The sequence below is a fragment of the Tsukamurella sp. II2bb genome (assembly GCF_057815145.1).
The window spans coordinates 759111-777133 of the sequence record NZ_JBYPZI010000001.1 but is presented as its reverse complement, the minus strand read 5'-3'; the positions used below and the strand labels follow the sequence as shown (position 1 = coordinate 777133).

General features: G+C 71.6%; 11 protein-coding genes. 4 read left to right on the top strand and 7 right to left on the bottom strand.

Features of this window, described 5'->3' with window-relative positions; genetic code table 11:
- Both AC21LY_RS04100 and AC21LY_RS04095 read right to left on the bottom strand, forming a co-directional pair.
- On the bottom strand, positions 1–936 hold the full coding sequence (locus tag AC21LY_RS04100; protein WP_489045047.1) for a methionyl-tRNA formyltransferase: 936 nt from the start codon (positions 934–936) through the stop codon (positions 1–3).
- Complete coding sequence (locus AC21LY_RS04095; RefSeq protein ID WP_489045046.1) at positions 936–2243, bottom strand: lysine N(6)-hydroxylase/L-ornithine N(5)-oxygenase family protein; 1308 nt, start codon at positions 2241–2243, stop codon at positions 936–938. Before AC21LY_RS04095 ends, AC21LY_RS04100 begins: the two co-directional genes overlap by 1 nt.
- Positions 2244–2367: 124 nt before the next feature.
- On the opposite strand from AC21LY_RS04095, the gene AC21LY_RS04090 reads away from it, so the two are divergent.
- From AC21LY_RS04090 to AC21LY_RS04080, 3 genes are read left to right on the top strand one after another with little or no spacing between them, the layout of a single operon-like run.
- A complete protein-coding gene (locus tag AC21LY_RS04090; RefSeq protein WP_489045045.1) occupies positions 2368–9240 on the top strand; it encodes an amino acid adenylation domain-containing protein in 6873 nt (2290 codons plus the stop codon).
- Entirely contained in the window at positions 9237–10274 is a 1038-nt protein-coding gene (locus AC21LY_RS04085; protein ID WP_489045043.1) for an iron-siderophore ABC transporter substrate-binding protein, read from the top strand. Before AC21LY_RS04090 ends, AC21LY_RS04085 begins: the two co-directional genes overlap by 4 nt.
- Positions 10271–10504 carry a phosphopantetheine-binding protein gene (locus tag AC21LY_RS04080; RefSeq protein WP_489045042.1) on the top strand — a complete coding sequence of 78 codons (234 nt, stop codon included), beginning with the start codon at positions 10271–10273 and terminating at the stop codon, positions 10502–10504. Before AC21LY_RS04085 ends, AC21LY_RS04080 begins: the two co-directional genes overlap by 4 nt.
- Before the next feature lie 40 nt (positions 10505–10544).
- Here AC21LY_RS04080 and AC21LY_RS04075 read toward each other — a convergent pair whose 3' ends face one another.
- Positions 10545–11441: a siderophore-interacting protein gene (locus AC21LY_RS04075; protein WP_489045041.1), complete on the bottom strand. Its 897-nt coding sequence runs from the start codon at positions 11439–11441 to the stop codon at positions 10545–10547.
- A gap of 20 nt (positions 11442–11461) precedes the next feature.
- Entirely contained in the window at positions 11462–12457 is a 996-nt protein-coding gene (locus AC21LY_RS04070) for an ABC transporter substrate-binding protein (protein ID WP_489045040.1), read from the bottom strand.
- A 106-nt stretch (positions 12458–12563) separates the two neighbouring features.
- Here AC21LY_RS04070 and AC21LY_RS04065 point away from each other — a divergent pair, with 106 nt between their 5' ends.
- Positions 12564–13490: an LLM class F420-dependent oxidoreductase gene (locus tag AC21LY_RS04065; protein WP_489045039.1), complete on the top strand. Its 927-nt coding sequence runs from the start codon at positions 12564–12566 to the stop codon at positions 13488–13490.
- Between the two features lie 4 nt (positions 13491–13494).
- Here AC21LY_RS04065 and AC21LY_RS04060 read toward each other — a convergent pair whose 3' ends face one another.
- The 3 genes from AC21LY_RS04060 to groL all read right to left on the bottom strand — a co-directional run bounded on the left by AC21LY_RS04060 (position 13495) and on the right by groL (position 17794).
- The gene (locus AC21LY_RS04060) at positions 13495–14010 is read right to left on the bottom strand and encodes a mycothiol transferase (RefSeq protein WP_489045038.1); all 516 of its coding nucleotides are present in this window, start codon (positions 14008–14010) and stop codon (positions 13495–13497) included.
- A gap of 36 nt (positions 14011–14046) precedes the next feature.
- The gene (gene htpG, locus AC21LY_RS04055; RefSeq protein WP_489045037.1) at positions 14047–15981 is read right to left on the bottom strand and encodes a molecular chaperone HtpG; all 1935 of its coding nucleotides are present in this window, start codon (positions 15979–15981) and stop codon (positions 14047–14049) included.
- Positions 15982–16171: 190 nt separating this feature from the next.
- On the bottom strand, positions 16172–17794 hold the full coding sequence (groL, locus tag AC21LY_RS04050) for a chaperonin GroEL (RefSeq protein WP_489045036.1): 1623 nt from the start codon (positions 17792–17794) through the stop codon (positions 16172–16174).
- Positions 17795–18023: the final 229 nt, after the last annotated feature.

The window sequence follows — 18023 nt, the reverse complement described above, 5'->3', positions numbered from 1 at the left end:
TCAGCCGAGGTACGCCCCGGAGTCGCCCAGGATCTTGGCCGCCGGGTGCTCGTCCCCGTCCGCGGTGCGCACGCGCTCGACGATCAGAGCCGGATTCCCGCCGCGCCAGGCGTCGGGGCCCGCGACCACGGCGATGCCCTCGCCGTCGGGCACGCAGACCCGCCCGGGGGTGCCGCCGTACCGCTTCGACGAGACCGACGCCGCGGTGACCGCGAGCCGCTCGCCGCGGAAGAGTGTGTGCGCGTTCGGATACGGGTCCGACTGCGCGCGCACCAGGCGTTCGATGGCGTCGGCCGGCCAGGACCAGTCGATCCGGCTGTCCGCGTCGGAGCGCTTGTGGAAGTAGGTCGCGGCGGCAGGGTCCTGCGGGATCGGTTGCGCCGTCCCCGCTTCCAGCTCGCCGAGGGCGCGGGCCACCAGCGGTCCGATCAGGTCGACGGTGCGGTGGAACAGGTCGACGGTCCGGTCCCGGGGGCCGACGGCGATGGATTCCTGCGCGATGATCGGCCCGGTGTCGAGCCCGGAGTCCATGAGGTGGGCGGTGACGCCGACGTGCGTCTCGCCGTTGATGAGCGCCCAGATCAGGGGCGAGAACCCCGCGTACGAGGGCAGGAGGGAATCGTGGATGTTGAGCGTACCCAGGCGGGGCATCGAGTGGATCGACTCCGGCAGCCAGGTGCGCCAGTTGTTGGCGACGATGATGTCGGCGTCCGCCGCCGAGACCGCCTCGTAGAGTGCGTCGTCGGGCTTGCGGGCCACGTGGACGGGCACGCCGCGGCTGGTGGCCAGCTCCTCGACGGAGTCGTTCCACATCATCTCGTAGGGATTGTTCGAGACGGGGTGGGTCACGGCCAGGGCGACCTCGTGCCCGGCGTCCAGCACGGCGGACAGGGTGCGGTGCCCCCAGGTCTGGAAACCGAAGGTGACGACGCGCATCAGGCCCCCTTCGCGACGGCGACGGTGGCCGCGGTCGTCTCGTTCTCGCGCTCGATCCCGTCCAGGATCTCCCCGGCGCGGACTGCGACGTTGGACAGGAGCGTGGACCCGAGACCGTGCGTGGCCTCGGTCGCACCCTGCACGTACAGGCCCCGCACCGGCTCGCCGTCGACGACGAGGCGGTAGTCGCGGGCCACGGAGGTGCGGTCCGGCGTGAGCCCCCACCCGGCGAGCACCTCGGACACTCCGGTGGAGCGGAAACCGGTGGCGCACACCACCGCCGTGTAGTCCGCCGCGGTCCGCGCACCCGACATCCGGTCGTGCAGCGTGACCCGCACGCCCACGCCCGACGGGACCGCCGAGGTGACGGTGGTCGCGGGCCGGAAGCGCAGTCTGCGCCGCCCGGTGACCTTCTCCTGGTACTCGACCGCGTACAGCTCGTTGATCAGGTCGAGATCCACGCAGCCGTAGTTCGTGGTGGCGTGCCGGGCCATCAGCTCGGTGCGCACCGGCTCCGGGGCGCCGAAGAAGTCGTCGACGGCGTCGGGATCGAAGACGCGGTTGGCGAACGGACTGTCGTCGGCGGGCTGGAAGCCGTAGGAGTTGAACACGGATTCCACAAAGGCGCTCGGGAATGCGCGGTGCAGGTGCTGCACCACCTCCGCCGCGCTCTGCCCTCCGCCGACCACGAGGAAGCGGTGTTCGGCGTCCGCGTCGAGGTCCTGCGCGGCGAGGTGCTCGAGCAGCCGGTGATTGTGGAAGACCCGCGGTCCCGCGACCGCCCAGGCGGGCAGCCGCTCCCGGAGCCCCGTCGCGACCACGACGGAGCGGGCGCGCGACCGCGACCGTCCCTCGGGCCCGGAGTGCTCGACGATCCACCGGGCACCGTCGGCGGCGCCGGCCTCGGCTGGCTCGACGGCCACGACCTCGGTGCCGTAGGCGATCCGGGCGTCGACGGTGCCCGCGACCCACCGCAGGTAGTCCGTGAACTCCACCCGGGTGGGGAAGAAGGTCTGGTGGTTGACGAAGTCCACGAGGCGTTCCCGGGCCTCGAGGTAGCTCAGGAAGCTGAACGGGCTGCGCGGATTCCGCAGCGTGGCCAGATCTTTGAGGAAGGCCACCTGCATCGTGGCACCGTCGAGCAGCATCCCCGGGTGCCAGGCGAAGGCGGGCTTGCGCTCCAGGATCTCCATGGTGATCGGCGCACCACCGGTGCGATTGCGTTCATCGATCGCCGCCGCGAGCGCGAGGTTCGACGGCCCTGCGCCGATGCCGACGACGTCGGCGGTGGTCTCTTGCTGTGCCATGAGTCTCCAATTCACTTCCGAACGCGATATAGATAGGATAGGCATACCTACCTAAGACGTCCATCGGCTGAGAGGAGTCCTCCTGTGTCGATCACCACAGACACCTGCTCGGCCGCTCGCACTAGTGGTTAGCCTAACCAAATCCATCGGGGCCGGCGCAAGCGCACCGGCGAACCTCAAGGGGAATGCCATTTCCAGGATCGACACAGAACTCGGATCCGCGCAGGTCGGCGACCTGGACCCGGCCGCCTACGACCTGTGGCTGGCGCACCGGACGGCGGCGCACCCGGCCGTGTACACGACGGCCGAGGCCGCCTACCTCGGTGACCGGATCGACGCCGACGCACTCGCGGAGGCGACCCGGGCGGCGCTCGACGAATCCGGGCTCGCGGGCGTGCGGTTCGTCGAGCGGGACGGGATGGTCCTGCGCGTCTCCGGCGCCGGCGCGCCCCGCGTGCGCCGGGCACACGTGCCCGACCTGGACGCGGCCCGGGCCCTGTTCCGCGAGATCGCCACCGCCGTGGTCGATCCCGAGGACGAGGAGCTGGTGGGCGCGACGGTCGCCGAGGTCGCGGACGATCCCTCCGGCACGCGCACGGCCTGGTGCCTCTGGGCGCACCACCTCGTGCTCGACGGGTACGGCTACGCGCTCCTGCGCCGGCGGATCGCCCAGCACTACACGGCGCTGACCGGCGGCGGCGAGGCCCCGCCGGCGCGCCTGCTCCGGCCCGGCGCGCTCCCCGCGCACGGCGGCCCGGTCACCCAGGACGGCCCGGTGACGCCGTTGAGCCGCTGGTCCGAGGCCGACGCGCCCGCGAATCCCGCGCCGGTCCGGGCCGGTCGCACGATCGATGCCGGCCCGCTTCCCCCGGCGTGGGCGTCCTGGGCCGTCGGAGCCGTCGCCGCGTACACCGCCCGCCTCACCGGCGCCGCGGACGTCACGGTCGGTGTTCCCGTGCTCGGGCGCACGCCGTCGACGATGACCTCGCCGCTGTCGGCGGCTCGGATCGCCCCGCTCCCCCTCACGGTGCACCGTGACCGCAGTCCCGCCGCGCTCGCCGCCGGCGTGGAGTCGGCGCTGCGCGACGCGACCGCGGGCGGGCATCGGCGGACCGGGCCGGGCGTGCTCGTCAACGTCAAGCCCTTCCCCTCGTCGCTGCTCCTGGGCGGCGAGGAGGCCGCGGCCGAGGTGATCGCCGAGGGGCCGATCCCCGACGTCTCCGTCTCCGTCGAATCCGTGCGCACCGCGGACGGACCCCGGCTGCGGCTCGACCTGGCCGCGAATCCGGCGGTGTACTCCGCCGGCGAGATCGACGCGCACGCCGAGCGGCTCGCCGCCTTCGTCACCGCCTTCCTGACCCGGCCGGACGCACCGCTGGGCACGCTCGAGTGGCTCACGGCGGCCGACACCCGAGCGTGGCGCACCGCGACGGGCGAGGAGACCCTGATCGACGTCTTCGATGCGCGGGCCGCCGAGAACCCCGGCGCGACGGCCGTTCTCGCGCCGGACGGCACCGCGCTCTCCTACGCCGATCTCCGTCTCCGGTCGCAGGCTCTGGCCGGCCGGCTCCGCGAGGCCGGCGTCGAACCCGGCGACCTGGTGCGGATCTCCGTGCCGCGCGGCATCGAGGTGGTCACGGCGATCCTCGGCGTCCTGCGGGCGGGCGCCGCGTACCTGCCCGTCGACCCGGGGACGCCCTCCGCGCGTGCCGATTTCATCGCCGACGACGCCGCACCGGTCGCCGTGGTCGGCGAGGGCGGCACCGTCGCACCCCTCGAGCCCCGCCTGGGCGCGGCCCGGGTACCGCACGGGACGGCGTACGTGATCTACACGTCGGGCTCGACCGGCGCCCCGAAGGGCGTGCCGATCCCCCACGCCAACGTGCTGCGCCTGTTCACCGCGACCGCCCTGGAGTTCACGCCCGCCGACCGCTGGATCATGTTCCACTCCTACGCCTTCGACTTCGCGGTGTGGGAGCTGTGGGGCGCGCTGCTGCACGGCGGCGCCGTGGTCGTGCCGGCGCGGTCCGACGTCACCGATCCCGGGCGGACGGCGGAGCTGGTGGAGCGGTACGGCGTCACCGTCCTGAACCAGACCCCCGCCGCGTTCTACGCCCTCCAGCACGAGCTCTCTGCCGCCGCCGCGGAGCGCCTGCGGTACATCGTCTTCGGTGGAGAACGGCTCGAGCCGGCCAGACTGCGTCCGTGGTTCGACCGGTTCGGCGACCACGTCACCGGTACCGGGCCCGCGCTGGTGAACATGTACGGCATCACCGAGACCACGGTGCACGTCACCGAGCACGTCCTCCGCGCGACCGACGGCCCCGCGTCGATCATCGGCCGCCCGCTCGCGGACCTGCGCGCGTACGTGCTCGACGAGGACCTGGAGCCGGTACCGCCGGGCCGCATCGGCGAGATGTACGTGGCCGGACCGGGTCTCTCCCCGGGCTACCTCGGGCGGCCCGAGCTGACCGCCGAGCGCTTCGTCGGCGATCCCTTCCGCCCGGGCCGGATGTACCGCACGGGGGACCGCGCGCGGATCACCGCGGACGGGCTCCTCGAGTACGTCGGGCGCACCGACGACCAGGTCCAACTCCGCGGCCACCGCATCGAACCCGCGGAGATCGACGCCGCGGCGGTCGACCATCCCGACGTGGCCGGTGCCGTCACCGTGCTCACCGCCCTGCCCAGCGGCGACGACGGGCTCGTCACCTACGTGCTGGCCCCGCCCGGGTGCGAGCGCGATGTCGTCGCGCACCTGCAGGCCCGACTGCCGGGCTACATGGTTCCCGCGGTCGTCGTACCGCTGCCGGACTTCCCGCTCACGGTCAACGGCAAGGTCGACAGGCGCGCCCTCCCGGCACCGTCGTTCGACGGTGCCGCGGCCGCCGGGGAGCCCGCTCCGACGGGACTGCTCGGCGCCGTCTGCGAGGTCTTCGCGGACGTGACCGGTGCCCCTGCCGTGCACCCCGACGCGGGCTTCTTCGCCCTCGGCGGGCACTCCCTGCTCGCGGTGACCCTGGTCCGCCGTCTCGCGGAACTGCCCGGGCTCGAGGCGATCCGGGCGGCGGACGTCTTCGCCGGCCCCACCCCGCGGGAGATCGCGGCGCTCGGCCGCGAGCCGGCGACGCCGCTCCCCGACGCCGCCGGGCCCACCGCCGGGGCGGCCGGGCCCGGTCCGACACCGCTGTCCCCCGCCCAGGAACGGCTCTGGCTGCTCTCGCGGCTCGACGGTGCCGACGCCTACCTACTCGGCCTGATCCTGACCCCGTCGGACGGGAAGCCGCTCGACACCGACGCGGCGATCGCCGCCCTCACGGACGTGGCGCGCCGCCAGGAGAGCCTGCGGACGCGGTTCCCCGTCCGGGACGGCGCGCCCGTCCAGGAGGTCCTGACCTGGTCTCCGCGTCCCACCGCCGTGGCCGACGTCCGGGCGGCCGTATCCTCCGCGCTGGAGCGGGGATTCGACCTCGCGGTCGCCCCGCCGGTGGCGACCTTCGCCTCACGCGAGGCGATCGGCGTCGCGATGCATCACGTGATCGGCGACGAATCCTCCCGGCAGCGCTTCACCGAGGAGTTCGCGCGCGCCTACGCGGCGCGGCTCGCGGGCGGCCGGGTCGAGGAATGGCCCGCGGACGCACCCGGCTACCGCGATGTCACCGTCTGGCAGCGCGAGAGCGGCGCGGACCCGGCGCGCGACCTCGACTTCTGGCGCTCCACCCTGGCGGGCGCGCCGGTGGAGCCGCTGTGGCGCACGGACTTCCCGCGTCCGGCGCTCCCCAGCGGGGCGGGTGCGGTGGCGAGTACGACCCTCGGTGCACCGGAACACCGCCGCCTCCGAGCCGCCGCCGAGGCGGCCGACGCGAGCGTCTTCATGGCGCTGCACGCGGCGCTCGCGATCACCCTGAACCGGTTCGGCGCCGGCTCCGACCTCTGCATCGGAACGCCGGTCGCAGGGCGGAACCACCCCGCCACGGACGCCCTCATCGGGTGCTTCGTCAACACCGTGGTCCTCCGCACCGACCTGACGGACGCCGCCACCTTCGGCGACGTGCTCGCCGCGGTACGGACCCGCGACCTCGCGGCGTTCGCACATTCCGGAGCGCCCTTCGACGCGGTGGTCGACGCCGTGAACCCGCCGCGTGCGAGCGGGCGGCATCCGCTCTTCCAGGTGATGGTGTCGCACTGGGCCGACGGCACCGCGGACGACGTCCTGATCCCCGAACTCGTGGAGACCGGGACGGCGAAGTTCGACCTGTCGTTCCGGTGCGTGGAACACACCGACGCGAACGGCGCCGCGGGGATCACCGTCGACCTGGAGTACTCGACCGAGATCTTCGCCCCGGCCACCGCACGGCGCCTGCTCGAGCGGTTCCGCCTGGCCCTGCAGACCCTGCCCGCGGCACCGTCGACGCCCCTGACGGCGATCGACCTGCTCACCGACGCCGAGCGCCGGGACCTGCGGGCCTGGTCCGCGCCCGAGCATTCCGAGCCCCGCCGGGAGTTCTCCGAGATCTTCCTGCCCGTCGCGCGCACCGCCCCCGGCGCAGAGGCCCTCGTCTGCGGCCGCGACCGGTACACCTACGGCGAACTCGTGGCGTGGACCGATGCGCTCGGCGCGCACCTGTGCTCGCTCGGCGTCGGCCTGGGCGACGTGGTGGGGATCGCGCTACCGCGCGGGGCGGAGATGATCGCGGCCGTCGTCGCGGTGCTGCGCACGGGCGCCGCGTACGTGCCGCTCGATCCCGGCTACCCGCCCGAGCGGCTCGCCGACATGATCGAGGATGCCGATCCCCGGCTGATCCTGCGCGACCCCGCCTTCGTCGCGGCCTTCGCCCCGGGCGGGGCCCTCGCCGTCGCCGGCGCTCCGCCGGTCGAGGACGTCCGGCGCGCGGCACCGTCGCCCGACGACCTCGCCTACGTGATCTACACCTCGGGATCCACCGGCCGGCCGAAGGGCGTGGAGGTGGCGCACCGCGGCATGGCCGACCTGCTCGTCCTGCAGCGGGACGTGATCGGCATGGGGCCGCACACCCGAGCGCTGCACTTCTCCTCGATCAGCTTCGACCTCGGCTTCTGGCAGCTGATGTGGGGCCTCTGCTCGGGCGGCGCGCTCGTGGTCGCGCGCGAGACGGACCGGCTGCCCGGCCGTCCCCTCCTCGACGTGATCGAGGCCGAACGGGTGAACTTCGTCGGCGTCCCGCCGTCGTTCGCCGCGGCGTTCCCGCCCGACGCTGACCTCGCCCCGGGGATCGACCTGATGCTCGGGGCGGAGAAGCTGACGCCGTCGCTGATCGCACGGTTCGCTCCGGGCCGGCGCCTGTTCAACGCCTACGGCCCCACCGAGTGCACCGTGAACGCGACGCTCGCGTCGATCACCCCGGACCACACCGGGCCGGTGCCGATCGGTCCGCCCGACCCGGGCATGCGGGCCCACGTGCTCGACGACGCCCTGCGGCTGGTCCCGCCGGGCACCGTCGGGGAGCTGTACCTGGGCGGGCCGTCGGTGGCCCTGGGCTACCGGAACCGGCCGGAGCAGACGGCGGAGCGGTTCCTGGACGATCCGTTCGTCCCCGGTGGCCGGATGTACCGCACGTCCGATCTCGTGTGGTGGGGCGACGACGGGCAGCTGTACTTCGCCGGGCGCGCCGACTCGCAGGTCAAAGTGCGCGGCTTCCGTATCGAACTCGGCGAGATCGAGGCCGTGATCGCCGCCGATCCGGCCGTCGCCGACGTCGCCGTCACCGTGGCCGGCGAGCGGATCGTGGCGTACACCACCACGGTCGGCGGAGCGGCCCTCGACGCCGACGCGTTGACCCGGCGCGCGCGCTCGCGGCTGCCGCAGTACATGGTGCCGGCGATCTTCGTCCCGCTGACGGAGTTCCCGCGACTGCCGAACGGCAAGGTCGACCTGAAGTCGCTACCGGAACCCGCTTCGGCGCACAAGATCTCGGGACGCGGGCCGCGCACGCCACGGGAGGAGCGGGTCTGCGCCATGTTCGCCCGGGCACTCGGGCTGGACGCGGTGGGCATCGACGACAACTTCTTCGACCTCGGCGGCCACTCGCTGCTCGCCGCCCGGCTGATGCCGGAGATCGGCGCGGAGTTCGGGGTCCAGGCCACTGTCGCCACGCTGTTCGCCGCGCCCACCGTCGGCGAGCTGGTCGCGCGCCTGGAGTCCGGTGCGGGCGAGGAGGACTCGGGGCTGGGATCGGTACTGCCGTTCCGCACCACGGGCGACGGTGCCCCCGTCTTCTGCTTCCACCCCGCGGGCGGAATCAGCTGGGGCTATGCGGGACTGCTGCGCCATCTCGACGAGCGCTTCCCGCTGTACGGGATCCAGGCGTCCAACCTGGCCACCGGCGCGCGCCCGCCGGGCACCCTCCGCGAGATGGCGCTGGAGTACCTGGAGCGGATGCGCGAGGTCGCCCCGCACGGGCCGTACCATCTGGTCGGCTGGTCGCTCGGCGGCGTCGTCGCACATGCGATCGCCGCGGAACTGCAGGCCGCCGGGGAGCCGGTGGGCGTGGTCGCGATGCTCGACTCCTTCCCCTCCGATGCGTGGCCGTCGGTCCCCACCGAGGAGGATGCGCTCGCGGCGCTGCTGTACATGGTCGGGTACGACCCGCAGCCCCTGGTGGACAAGGGGATCACCAGGCAGGCCGTCATCGACGTCCTGCGCTCGGAGGGCAGTGCGCTGGCGGGCATCACCGAGGTCACCCCCGGTGCGATGATCGACAACTTCGCGAACGCCGTGCACCTCGAAGCCGAGCCGTACCAGGCGGTCGTCGACGCGGACCTCGTCTTCTTCACCGCCGCACGTGATCCCGCGACGTCTGCGACGTACCCGCTGTGGCGCCCGTACTTCACCGGCACGATCCACAACCACGACGTGGACTGCGAGCACAAGGACATGACCCAGCCCGGGCCGATCGCCGTGATCGGCCGCGACCTGAACTCCGCACTCCTGCGGGCAGAAGAAAGGAACACCCCGTGACCGTGAGCCTCCTCCGTGGGCCCCGTCGAGCACGTCTCGCCCTCGCCGCCACTGCGGCCGTGACCATGCTGGTCACGGCCTGTGGTTCGGGCGGATCGTCCGGCGAGCCGTCGGCCTCGTCCGCAGCGGCGGGTTTCCCCGTGTCGATCACCTCAGCCCTCGGCACCGCCGAGATCGCGAAGAAGCCCGAGCGCGTCGTCACGCTCGGGTGGGGCAGCACCGAGGCGGCGATCGCCCTCGGCGTGGTCCCCGTGGGCATGCGGGACATGAAGTCCGACTGCGGTTGCGACAGCGGGATCCTGCCCTGGGTGCAGGACCGGCTCGGCGACGCCAAGCCGGCGCTGCTCGCCGAGTCGAGCAAATCGATCCCGCTCGAGCAGATCGCCGCACTCAAGCCCGATGTGATCCTCGCCGTGCAGTCCGGGCTCACCGCGGACCAGTACACGCAACTGAGCAAGATCGCGCCGACCGTCGCCTACCCGGGCCGCACCTGGCAGACCTCGTGGCAGGACCAGACCTCGCTGGTCGGCAAGGCACTCGGTAAGGACGCCGCGGCCACGACGCTGATCAGTGAGGCGGAGAAGAGGATCGGGGACGTGAAGAACTCCCACCCCGAGTTCGCCGGTAAGACGATCGCCGCGGCCAGCGCCACCACCACCGACGGGCTGAACCTCTACTTCGACACCGACCCCCGAACGAAGCTGCTGCAGGGCTTCGGGTTCACCCCGCTGCCGTCGTTGGCCGCGCTGCGGGAGGCGACGCCGCCCGGCAAGTTCGCCGCACCGGTCAGCTGGGAGAACGTCGCGCAGTACAACCCGCAGGTGCTCACCTCCTGGTTCATCGACGCCGCCAAGCAGAAGGCGACCGAGGAGAACCCGGTCTTCGCGAGCCTGACGGCCGTGCAGCACAAGGCCTACGTGCCGCTCACCGATCCCACGCTGGTCTTCGCGGTGAGTTCCCCGAACGTGCTGAACCTCCCGTGGCTGCTCGACAAGTACGTGCCGCTCCTGGCCACCGCGGCGCAGAACGCATGACGGGCGCCGCGCTCACCGCGTCGCGGGTCCGGGCCGAGGTCGCCGAACTGCTGGAGACGGACGCCTCGTCGATCCCCCTGGACGACAACCTGTTCGACCTGGGCCTGGACTCCATCCGGATGATGACCCTCGTCGAGCGATGGCGCGCCGCGGGGGCCACGGTCGAGTTCCCCGATCTCGCCGAACAGCCCGAGCTCGGGCACTGGTTGACCGTCCTCGGCGCGACGTGATGAACCGCCCGCCTTCAGTGACACCGTCCGGATGGAGCGGCTACAGGCCCGCCGCCTCGAGCGCCTGCTCGTAGAGATCCGTCGCCTCGTCGCGGGACATCCCCGCGGCGAGGGCGTCGGCGAAGACCGCGCGCAGTCGCTCCTCGCCCGCCTCCTGGAACCGGCGGTTCCACGCCTCGGCGTCGAACCGCCAGTAGCCCACGATGTCCGCGCGCCGCCGGTCCCAGCCGAGCCCGCGCACGTGCTTCTTCGCCGCGCGGGAGTCCGCCGCCTCCCCGGCGAGCCAGAGGTAGTGATCCGTGGGCAGGTCGACGGTGCGCAGCACCTCCGGGAGGCGGCTGGGCGCGGCACCGTTGCCGGTACCGATCACCTCGATCACCTCCGTTCCGGGCCGCTGCGGAAGGTAGGCGATCTCGCTGGGGTGCAGGACCTCCGCCACGACCGTGACGTCGATCCCGACGGGGGTGTTCTCGAGGATCCGGGCGAGCGCGGGGAGCGCGGCGAGGTCGCCCGCCAGCACGTGCCGCAGCGCGTCCGCGGGCGGCGCGTACCAGGACCGCGGGCCCGCCGCGAGAAGCCGCCAGCCCGGTCGCGCCGCGCGGAACCACTCCATCGCGGGACCGTGCCCGTGCTCGGCGACGTCCACGACCATGCGGCGGGAAGCGTCGTCGAAGCTACGGACCGTGTAGTTCCGATGCCCCCGGCTCCGTTCCGGGTCCGCGATCTCCCAGCCGCCCAGCGCGTTCGCCGCATCGGAGGGCCGCGTTCGCAGTTCCTCGCCGTCCGCGGACAAGTAGAAGGCGATCGCCTCGTCTCCCGGCGCGATCGGGTCGTAGCCGAGCCCGGCGTCGGGGTCCACGTCGAACTCCACGCGGAGGAGGTTCTCCGCGACCCGGGAGGTTCCGGCGACGGTGAGGACGAAATCGTTCCACTGCATGCGCTGCTCCTTCGCTCGAGCTATTTCCGGAATGCCCGCTCCACCACGTCCAGCGTGGCCATGGCCTTGTCGAAATCGGGGCGTTGCACCCAGTAGGGCAGGTCGAAGGCCCGGTTCGCGGCGAAGGCCGGAAGTGAGGCGTAGACGGGCTGGGTGCGCAGCGACGCCGCGTCGAAGGTCTGGCCGCTGAATCCGACGATGAACACCGAGGGCTGCGTGATCGTGCTCGGCAGCTGCTCGGGCGTGACCTCGAAGGAGTCGCCACCGGCCGTGTAGGGCTTGAACTTCCCGCTCGCGAAGATCGGCGCGGGCTCGATGCCCAGCTTCGCGAACTCCGCCGGCACGCCGCGGTTCTCGATCAGGCCGTACGCCTTGCCCTGCGCGGTCATGGAGAGGAAGGCCACCGGGCCGGGAGGCGGGGTGATCGCGGCCTTGACCTGCGCGACGCGCTCGTCGTACTTCTTGACGGCGTCCTGGTACACCCGCGGCTGGTCGAAGGCCTTCGCGAGGAACTCGAACTGCTGGTTCCTGCTCTCCAGCTTGTTGTCGACCACGAGCGTGGGCGCGATAGCCGTGAGCCGGTCGTAGGCGTCGCCCGCCTGCTTGAACGGGAAGCCGAGGCCGCCGCCGACGATGAGGTCGGGCTTCTCGGCGGCGATCGCCTCGATATCGTAGCCGCCCGCGGGCCAATGCATGAACTTCGTGCCGGCCTTGGTGAAGTCGTCCTTCCACGTGGCGAAGGGCTCGGCCTTCGCGGGATCGCGGTCGGTGTACTCGGTGACCATGGCGACCACCGGCAGGCCGAGGTCGTAGAGGTAGCCCGCGAGATTGTAGTTCAGCAGCACGACGCGCTTCGGCGCGGCAGGAATGGCGATACTCCCCTTCACGGTGCTGACCGTGCGTGTCGCAGACGCCGCGGCGCCGGGACCAGTCCTGCCGCCGCAGCCGGCGAGAAGGCCTGCGGCGAGGACGGCCGCGCAGAGGGCAGCGACGAGGTTGCGCAGGCGGGTGGCCATGAGGCAAGCCTTTCCATCGACGATTTAGGGCAGGCTCATCAAATCATAGCCCCGGGCGGGACTGCGCCACCTCGTCCGGCCCCGGGGGATGGCACAGTGGTCTTCCATGGAGCTACGCATCTTCGTCGAACCGCAGCAGGGAGCCACCTACGCCGACCAGCTGGCCGTCGCCCGGACCGCGGAGGCCGCCGGGTTCGGCGCCTTCTTCCGGTCGGACCACTACCTGGCGATGAACGTCGACGGCGCGCCCGGTCCCACCGACTCGTGGATCACGCTGGGCGCGATCGGCCGCGAGACCTCCACCATCCGGCTCGGCACACTGGTCACCTCCGCCACCTTCCGGTTCCCCGGGCCGCTGGCGATCTCCGTCGCGCAGGTCGACGAGATGTCCGGCGGGCGCGTGGAACTGGGCCTCGGCGCGGGCTGGTTCGCCGAGGAGCACGCCGCGTACGCGATCCCCTTCCCGGACGTAAAGGAGCGCTTCGCCCGGTTCGAGGAGACCCTCGAGATCGTCACCGGCCTGTGGGAGGCGCAGGACCGCTACACCTTCCGCGGCGAGCACTTCTCCCTGGTCGACTCCCCGGCGCTGCCGAAGCCCGCGCAGGCGCACGTGCCCATCGTGCTCGGCGGCGCCGGTAAGAAGCGGAGCGCCGCCCTGGCCGCGCGCTTCGCCGACGAGTACAACACCCCCTTCGTGTCCGTCGCGGAGTCCGCGGGGGTGTGGGCCCGGATCGACGCCGCAGCCGCCGCCGCGGGCCGGGATCCGCGGTCGATCGTCAAGTCGGCCGCGCAGGTCGTGTGCGGCGGTCCGGACAGCGCGACCGTCGCGCGGCGGGCGGCTACCATCGGGCGCGAGCTGCCCGAGCTGCGCGAGAACGGCCTCACCGGGTCGGCCGCGGAGATCGTCGACAAGCTGGGCACCTTCGCCGAAGCGGGCGCCTCGCGGATGTATCTGCAGGTGCTCGACCAGAGCGATCTCGACCACGTCGAATGGATCGGGTCCGAGGTCCTGCCGCAGGTCGCGGGGCTGTAACCGCCTACGGGACGAGGGCGCCCTTGAGGTACGCGGCCGCGCCGAGGTGCTGCGCGCAGTCGTCGACGATGCTCACCAACCGCACGGCGACGGTCACGGGCGGGTCCCACGCCTCGTCGACGACGCGGGCCAGCTCGGCCGGAGTGACCTCCGCGAGGTAGCGGGTGGCCAGCGCGTCGACATCGCGGTAGTAGCCGACGAGCAGCGCGTCGCTGCCGTGCACCTTCGCCGCCTCGGCCCGGCTGTGGCCGTAGCCGGTGGACTCGGGCGGGAGATCGAGGTCGAACCGGCCGTACCAGTCGTTCGCGGTCCAGGCCTCCTCCACGCCCGCGATCGGCGCGAGCTGCGCGTCGATCACCCGAGCGCTGTGCCACACGAGCCACGCGATCGTGTTGGCGTCCGGCACGATCCGGCGATTCGCGATCTCCGCCGTGAGCCCGTCCGTCACCGCCTCCGCGTGCTCGCGAAGACGCGCGAAGGCGTCGATCAGCAGGTCCCGGGAAGCCGTCGCGTCGTCCATGACCCCGACGGTACGCCTACCGCCGGGGTCGCGGACTCAGCTCAGGCCGCGGGCCAGGTGCCGGGCGAGGATCGCGGCGAACTCGGCGGGCTCCGCCGGCGCGCCACCCTCCGCGAGCACCGCCGTGCCGTACAGGATCTCGGCGGCGTCCTTGAGCGCCTCGTCGTCACGGGCGTCCTCGTCCTGCGCGATCCGGTCGCGCAGGCCCTTGACGAGATCGTTCTCGGGGTTCAGTTCCAGCGTGCGGCGGGTGCGGGGCACCTCCTGGCCGCTGGCGCGGTACATCTGCTCCAGCTGCGGCGTCAGGTCGAACTCGCCGCCCACGAGGCACGCGGGTGAGGTGGTCAGGCGGGAGGTCAGGCGCACGCCCGAGACCTTGTCGGTCAGCACCTCGGCGAGCCACGTGGTGAGCGACTCGAAGCCCTCGGCGTCGGGCGTCTCGTCGCCGAGGTCGGCCTCGCCCTTCGCGACGGAGACGAACCGCTTACCGTCGAACTCCGCGCCGGTGGTCCACAGCTCGTCGACCTGGTCGGTGAGGAGCAGGACCTCGAAGCCCTTGGCCGCGAACGCCTCCAGGTGCGGGGAGGATTCGAGCTGGCGCCGCGACTCGCCGGTCGCGTAGTAGATGACGTCCTGCCCCTCGGGCATGCGGGAGACGTACTCCTGCAGTCCGGTGGTGCCGTCCTCGCTGAAGGTCGACGCGAACGACGATGCCTTGAGCAGGGTTTCGCGGTTGTCGTGGTCGTCGAGCAGGCCCTCCTTGAGGACCGCGCCGAAGGCCGTCCAGAAGGTCTCGTACTTCTCCCGCTCGTTCTCGCGCATCGCGGTGATGGTCTGCAGCACCCGCTTGACGAGCCGCTTGCGGATCATCACCAGGTGGCGATCGTTCTGCAGGATCTCGCGGGAGACGTTGAGCGAGAGGTCCTGCGCGTCCACGACGCCGGTCACGAACCGCAGGTACGGCGGGAGCAGCGCCTCGCAGTGATCCATGATGAAGACGCGCTTGACGTACAGCGCCGGCCCCGGCTTCGTGTTGCGGTAGAACATGTCGAAGGGCGGCATCGTCGGGATGAACAGCAGCGCCTGGTACTCGAAGGTGCCCTCGGCGCGGAACGCGATCGTCTCGAGCGGCTCGTCGAAGGCGTGGCTGATGTGCCGGTAGAAGTCCGCGTACTCCTCGGCGGAGACCTCGTCCTTCGGCCGGGCCCACAGGGCCTGCATGGAGTTCAGCGTCTCGGGACCGGCCTTCTCGGCACCGTCGGCCTCGTCCTCGCCGGCCTCGTCGGCGGCCTCGGATGCGGGAAGCACGAGGCGGATCGGGAAGGCGATGAAGTCGCTGTAGCGCCGTACGACGGTGCGCAGGACGTGCGGGGACGTGTAGTCGTGCAGGCTCTCATCGCCGTCGGCGGCGCGCAGGTGGAGGGTGATCGTCGTGCCGTGCTGCGCGGGGACGTCCTCGCCGGTGAGATCGGTGATCGTGTAGGTGCCGTGGCCCTCGGACTCCCAGCGGGTCGCGGTGTCCTCCCCCGCCTTGCGGGTGGTGAGCACGACGCGGTCGGCGACCATGAACGCCGAGTAGAAGCCGATGCCGAACTGGCCGATGAGCTCCGCCGAGGCGCCCTGCTCCTTGGCCTGCTTCGCGGCCTCCAGCTTGCGCTTGAGCTCGCCGGTGCCGGACTTCGCGAGGGTGCCGATCAGGTCGACCACCTCGGCGCGGCTCATACCGATGCCGTTGTCCGCGATGGTCAGCGTGCGGGCCTCGGAGTCGGGGCGCAGTTCGATGTGCAGGTCCGAGATGTCGGCGCCGAGGTCCTTGTCCTGGTACGACTCGAGCCGCAGCTTGTCGAGGGCGTCGGAGGCGTTGGAGATCAACTCGCGGAGGAAGACGTCCTTCTCCGAGTACACGGAGTGGATCATCAGCGAGAGCAGCTGATCGGTCTCGGCCTGGAACTGGAGGGTCTCTGCGGTCACGTCGTCACCTTTCTGAACACGGACGAGGGAGTGATTGACAACTAGTCGTTCCGAAAATCGGGTTCTGCGGGGCTTCGCGGCAAGATTTCCGTCACGGACCCCCGCAAGACCCGAATCTCGGAACAGGGCGGGCCCGGCACCGTCGGAAACGACGATGCCGGGCCCGGGAATCCCTAGCTGGAGGCAGGACTCAGAAGTCCATGCCGCCCATGCCGCCGGTCGGGTCGACCGGGGCACCGGCCTTCTCCGGCTTGTCGGCGACGACGGCCTCGGTGGTGAGGAACAGAGCCGCGATCGAGGCCGCGTTCTGCAGCGCCGAGCGGGTGACCTTCACCGGGTCGTTGATGCCGGCGGCCAGCAGGTCCTCGTACACGCCGGTGGCGGCGTTGAGGCCGGTGCCGGCGGGCGAGTTGCGGACCTTCTCGGCGACGACGCCGGGCTCGAGGCCGGCGTTGACCGCGATCTGCTTGACGGGGGCGTCGAGCGCGACCTTGACGATGTTCGCGCCGGTGGCCTCGTCACCCTCGAGAGCGAGGGAGTCGAAGACGGAACCCGACTGGGCGAGAGCAGCGCCACCACCGGCGACGATGCCCTCCTCGACGGCGGCCTTGGCGTTGCGCACGGCATCCTCGATGCGGTGCTTGCGCTCCTTGAGCTCGACCTCGGTCGCGGCACCGGCCTTGATGACGGCGACGCCGCCGGCCAGCTTCGCGAGGCGCTCCTGCAGCTTCTCGCGGTCGTAATCCGAGTCGCTGTTCTCGATCTCGGCGCGGATCTGCGAAACGCGGCCCTCGATCTGCTCCTTGGAACCGGCACCGTCGACGATGGTGGTCTCGTCCTTGGTGACGACGACCTGGCGCGCCTGGCCCAGGACCTCGAGGCCGGCGGTGTCGAGCGACAGGCCGATCTCCTCGGAGATGACCTGGCCACCGGTGAGGATCGCCATGTCCTGCAGCATCGCCTTGCGGCGATCGCCGAAGCCGGGGGCCTTGATGGCGACCGACTTGAAGGTGCCGCGGATCTTGTTGACGATCAGTGTCGACAGGGCCTCGCCCTCGACGTCCTCGGCGATGATCGCGAGCGGCTTGCCGGCCTGAATGACCTTCTCCAGCAGCGGCAGCAGGTCCTTGACCGTCGAGATCTTGCCGGCGACGAGCAGCACGTAGGCGTCCTCGAGCACGGCCTCCTGACGCTCGGCGTCGGTGGCGAAGTAGCCCGAGATGAAGCCCTTGTCGAAGCGCATGCCCTCGGTGAGCTCCAGCTGGAGACCGAAGGTGTTGCTCTCCTCGACGGTGATGACGCCTTCCTTGCCGACCTTGTCCATGGCCTCGGCGATGAGCTCACCGATGGCCGGGTCGCCGGCCGAGATGCCCGCGGTAGCAGCGATCTGCTCCTTGGTCTCGACCTCCTTGGCCTCCTTCAGCAGGTGCTCGGAGACAGCCGCGACGGCCTTCTCGATGCCCCGCTTGAGGCCCAGCGGGTTCGCGCCCGCGGCCACGTTGCGCAGGCCCTCGCGCACGAGCGCCTGGGCCAGAACGGTGGCGGTGGTGGTGCCGTCGCCCGCGACGTCGTCGGTCTTCTTGGCGACCTCCTTGACGAGCTCGGCGCCGATCTTCTCGTAGGGATCCTCGAGCTCGATCTCCTTGGCGATGGAAACACCGTCATTGGTGATCGTGGGGGCGCCCCACTTCTTCTCCAGCACGACGTTGCGGCCCTTGGGGCCGAGCGTCACCTTGACGGCGTCGGCGAGGGCGTTCAGGCCCCGCTCAAGACCGCGGCGGGCCTCTTCGTCGAACGCGATGATCTTGGCCATTGCGAAGTGATTCCTCCAGATAGGGGCCTGGTCGGCCCGTACTTTGGACACGTCTCTAGGTCGATTCGATGCCCGCGACGGACGACCCGGCGTGTCACCTGCGCGGGTCGCGCGCAGGGCCCGGTCTCACCTCTTCGACCTAGCACTCACGTTATCCGAGTGCTAAGTCGTTTCTAGCACTCGGCACGGTCGAGTGCAAGGTCGATCGCCTCGGCCGCGAGCACCTGCC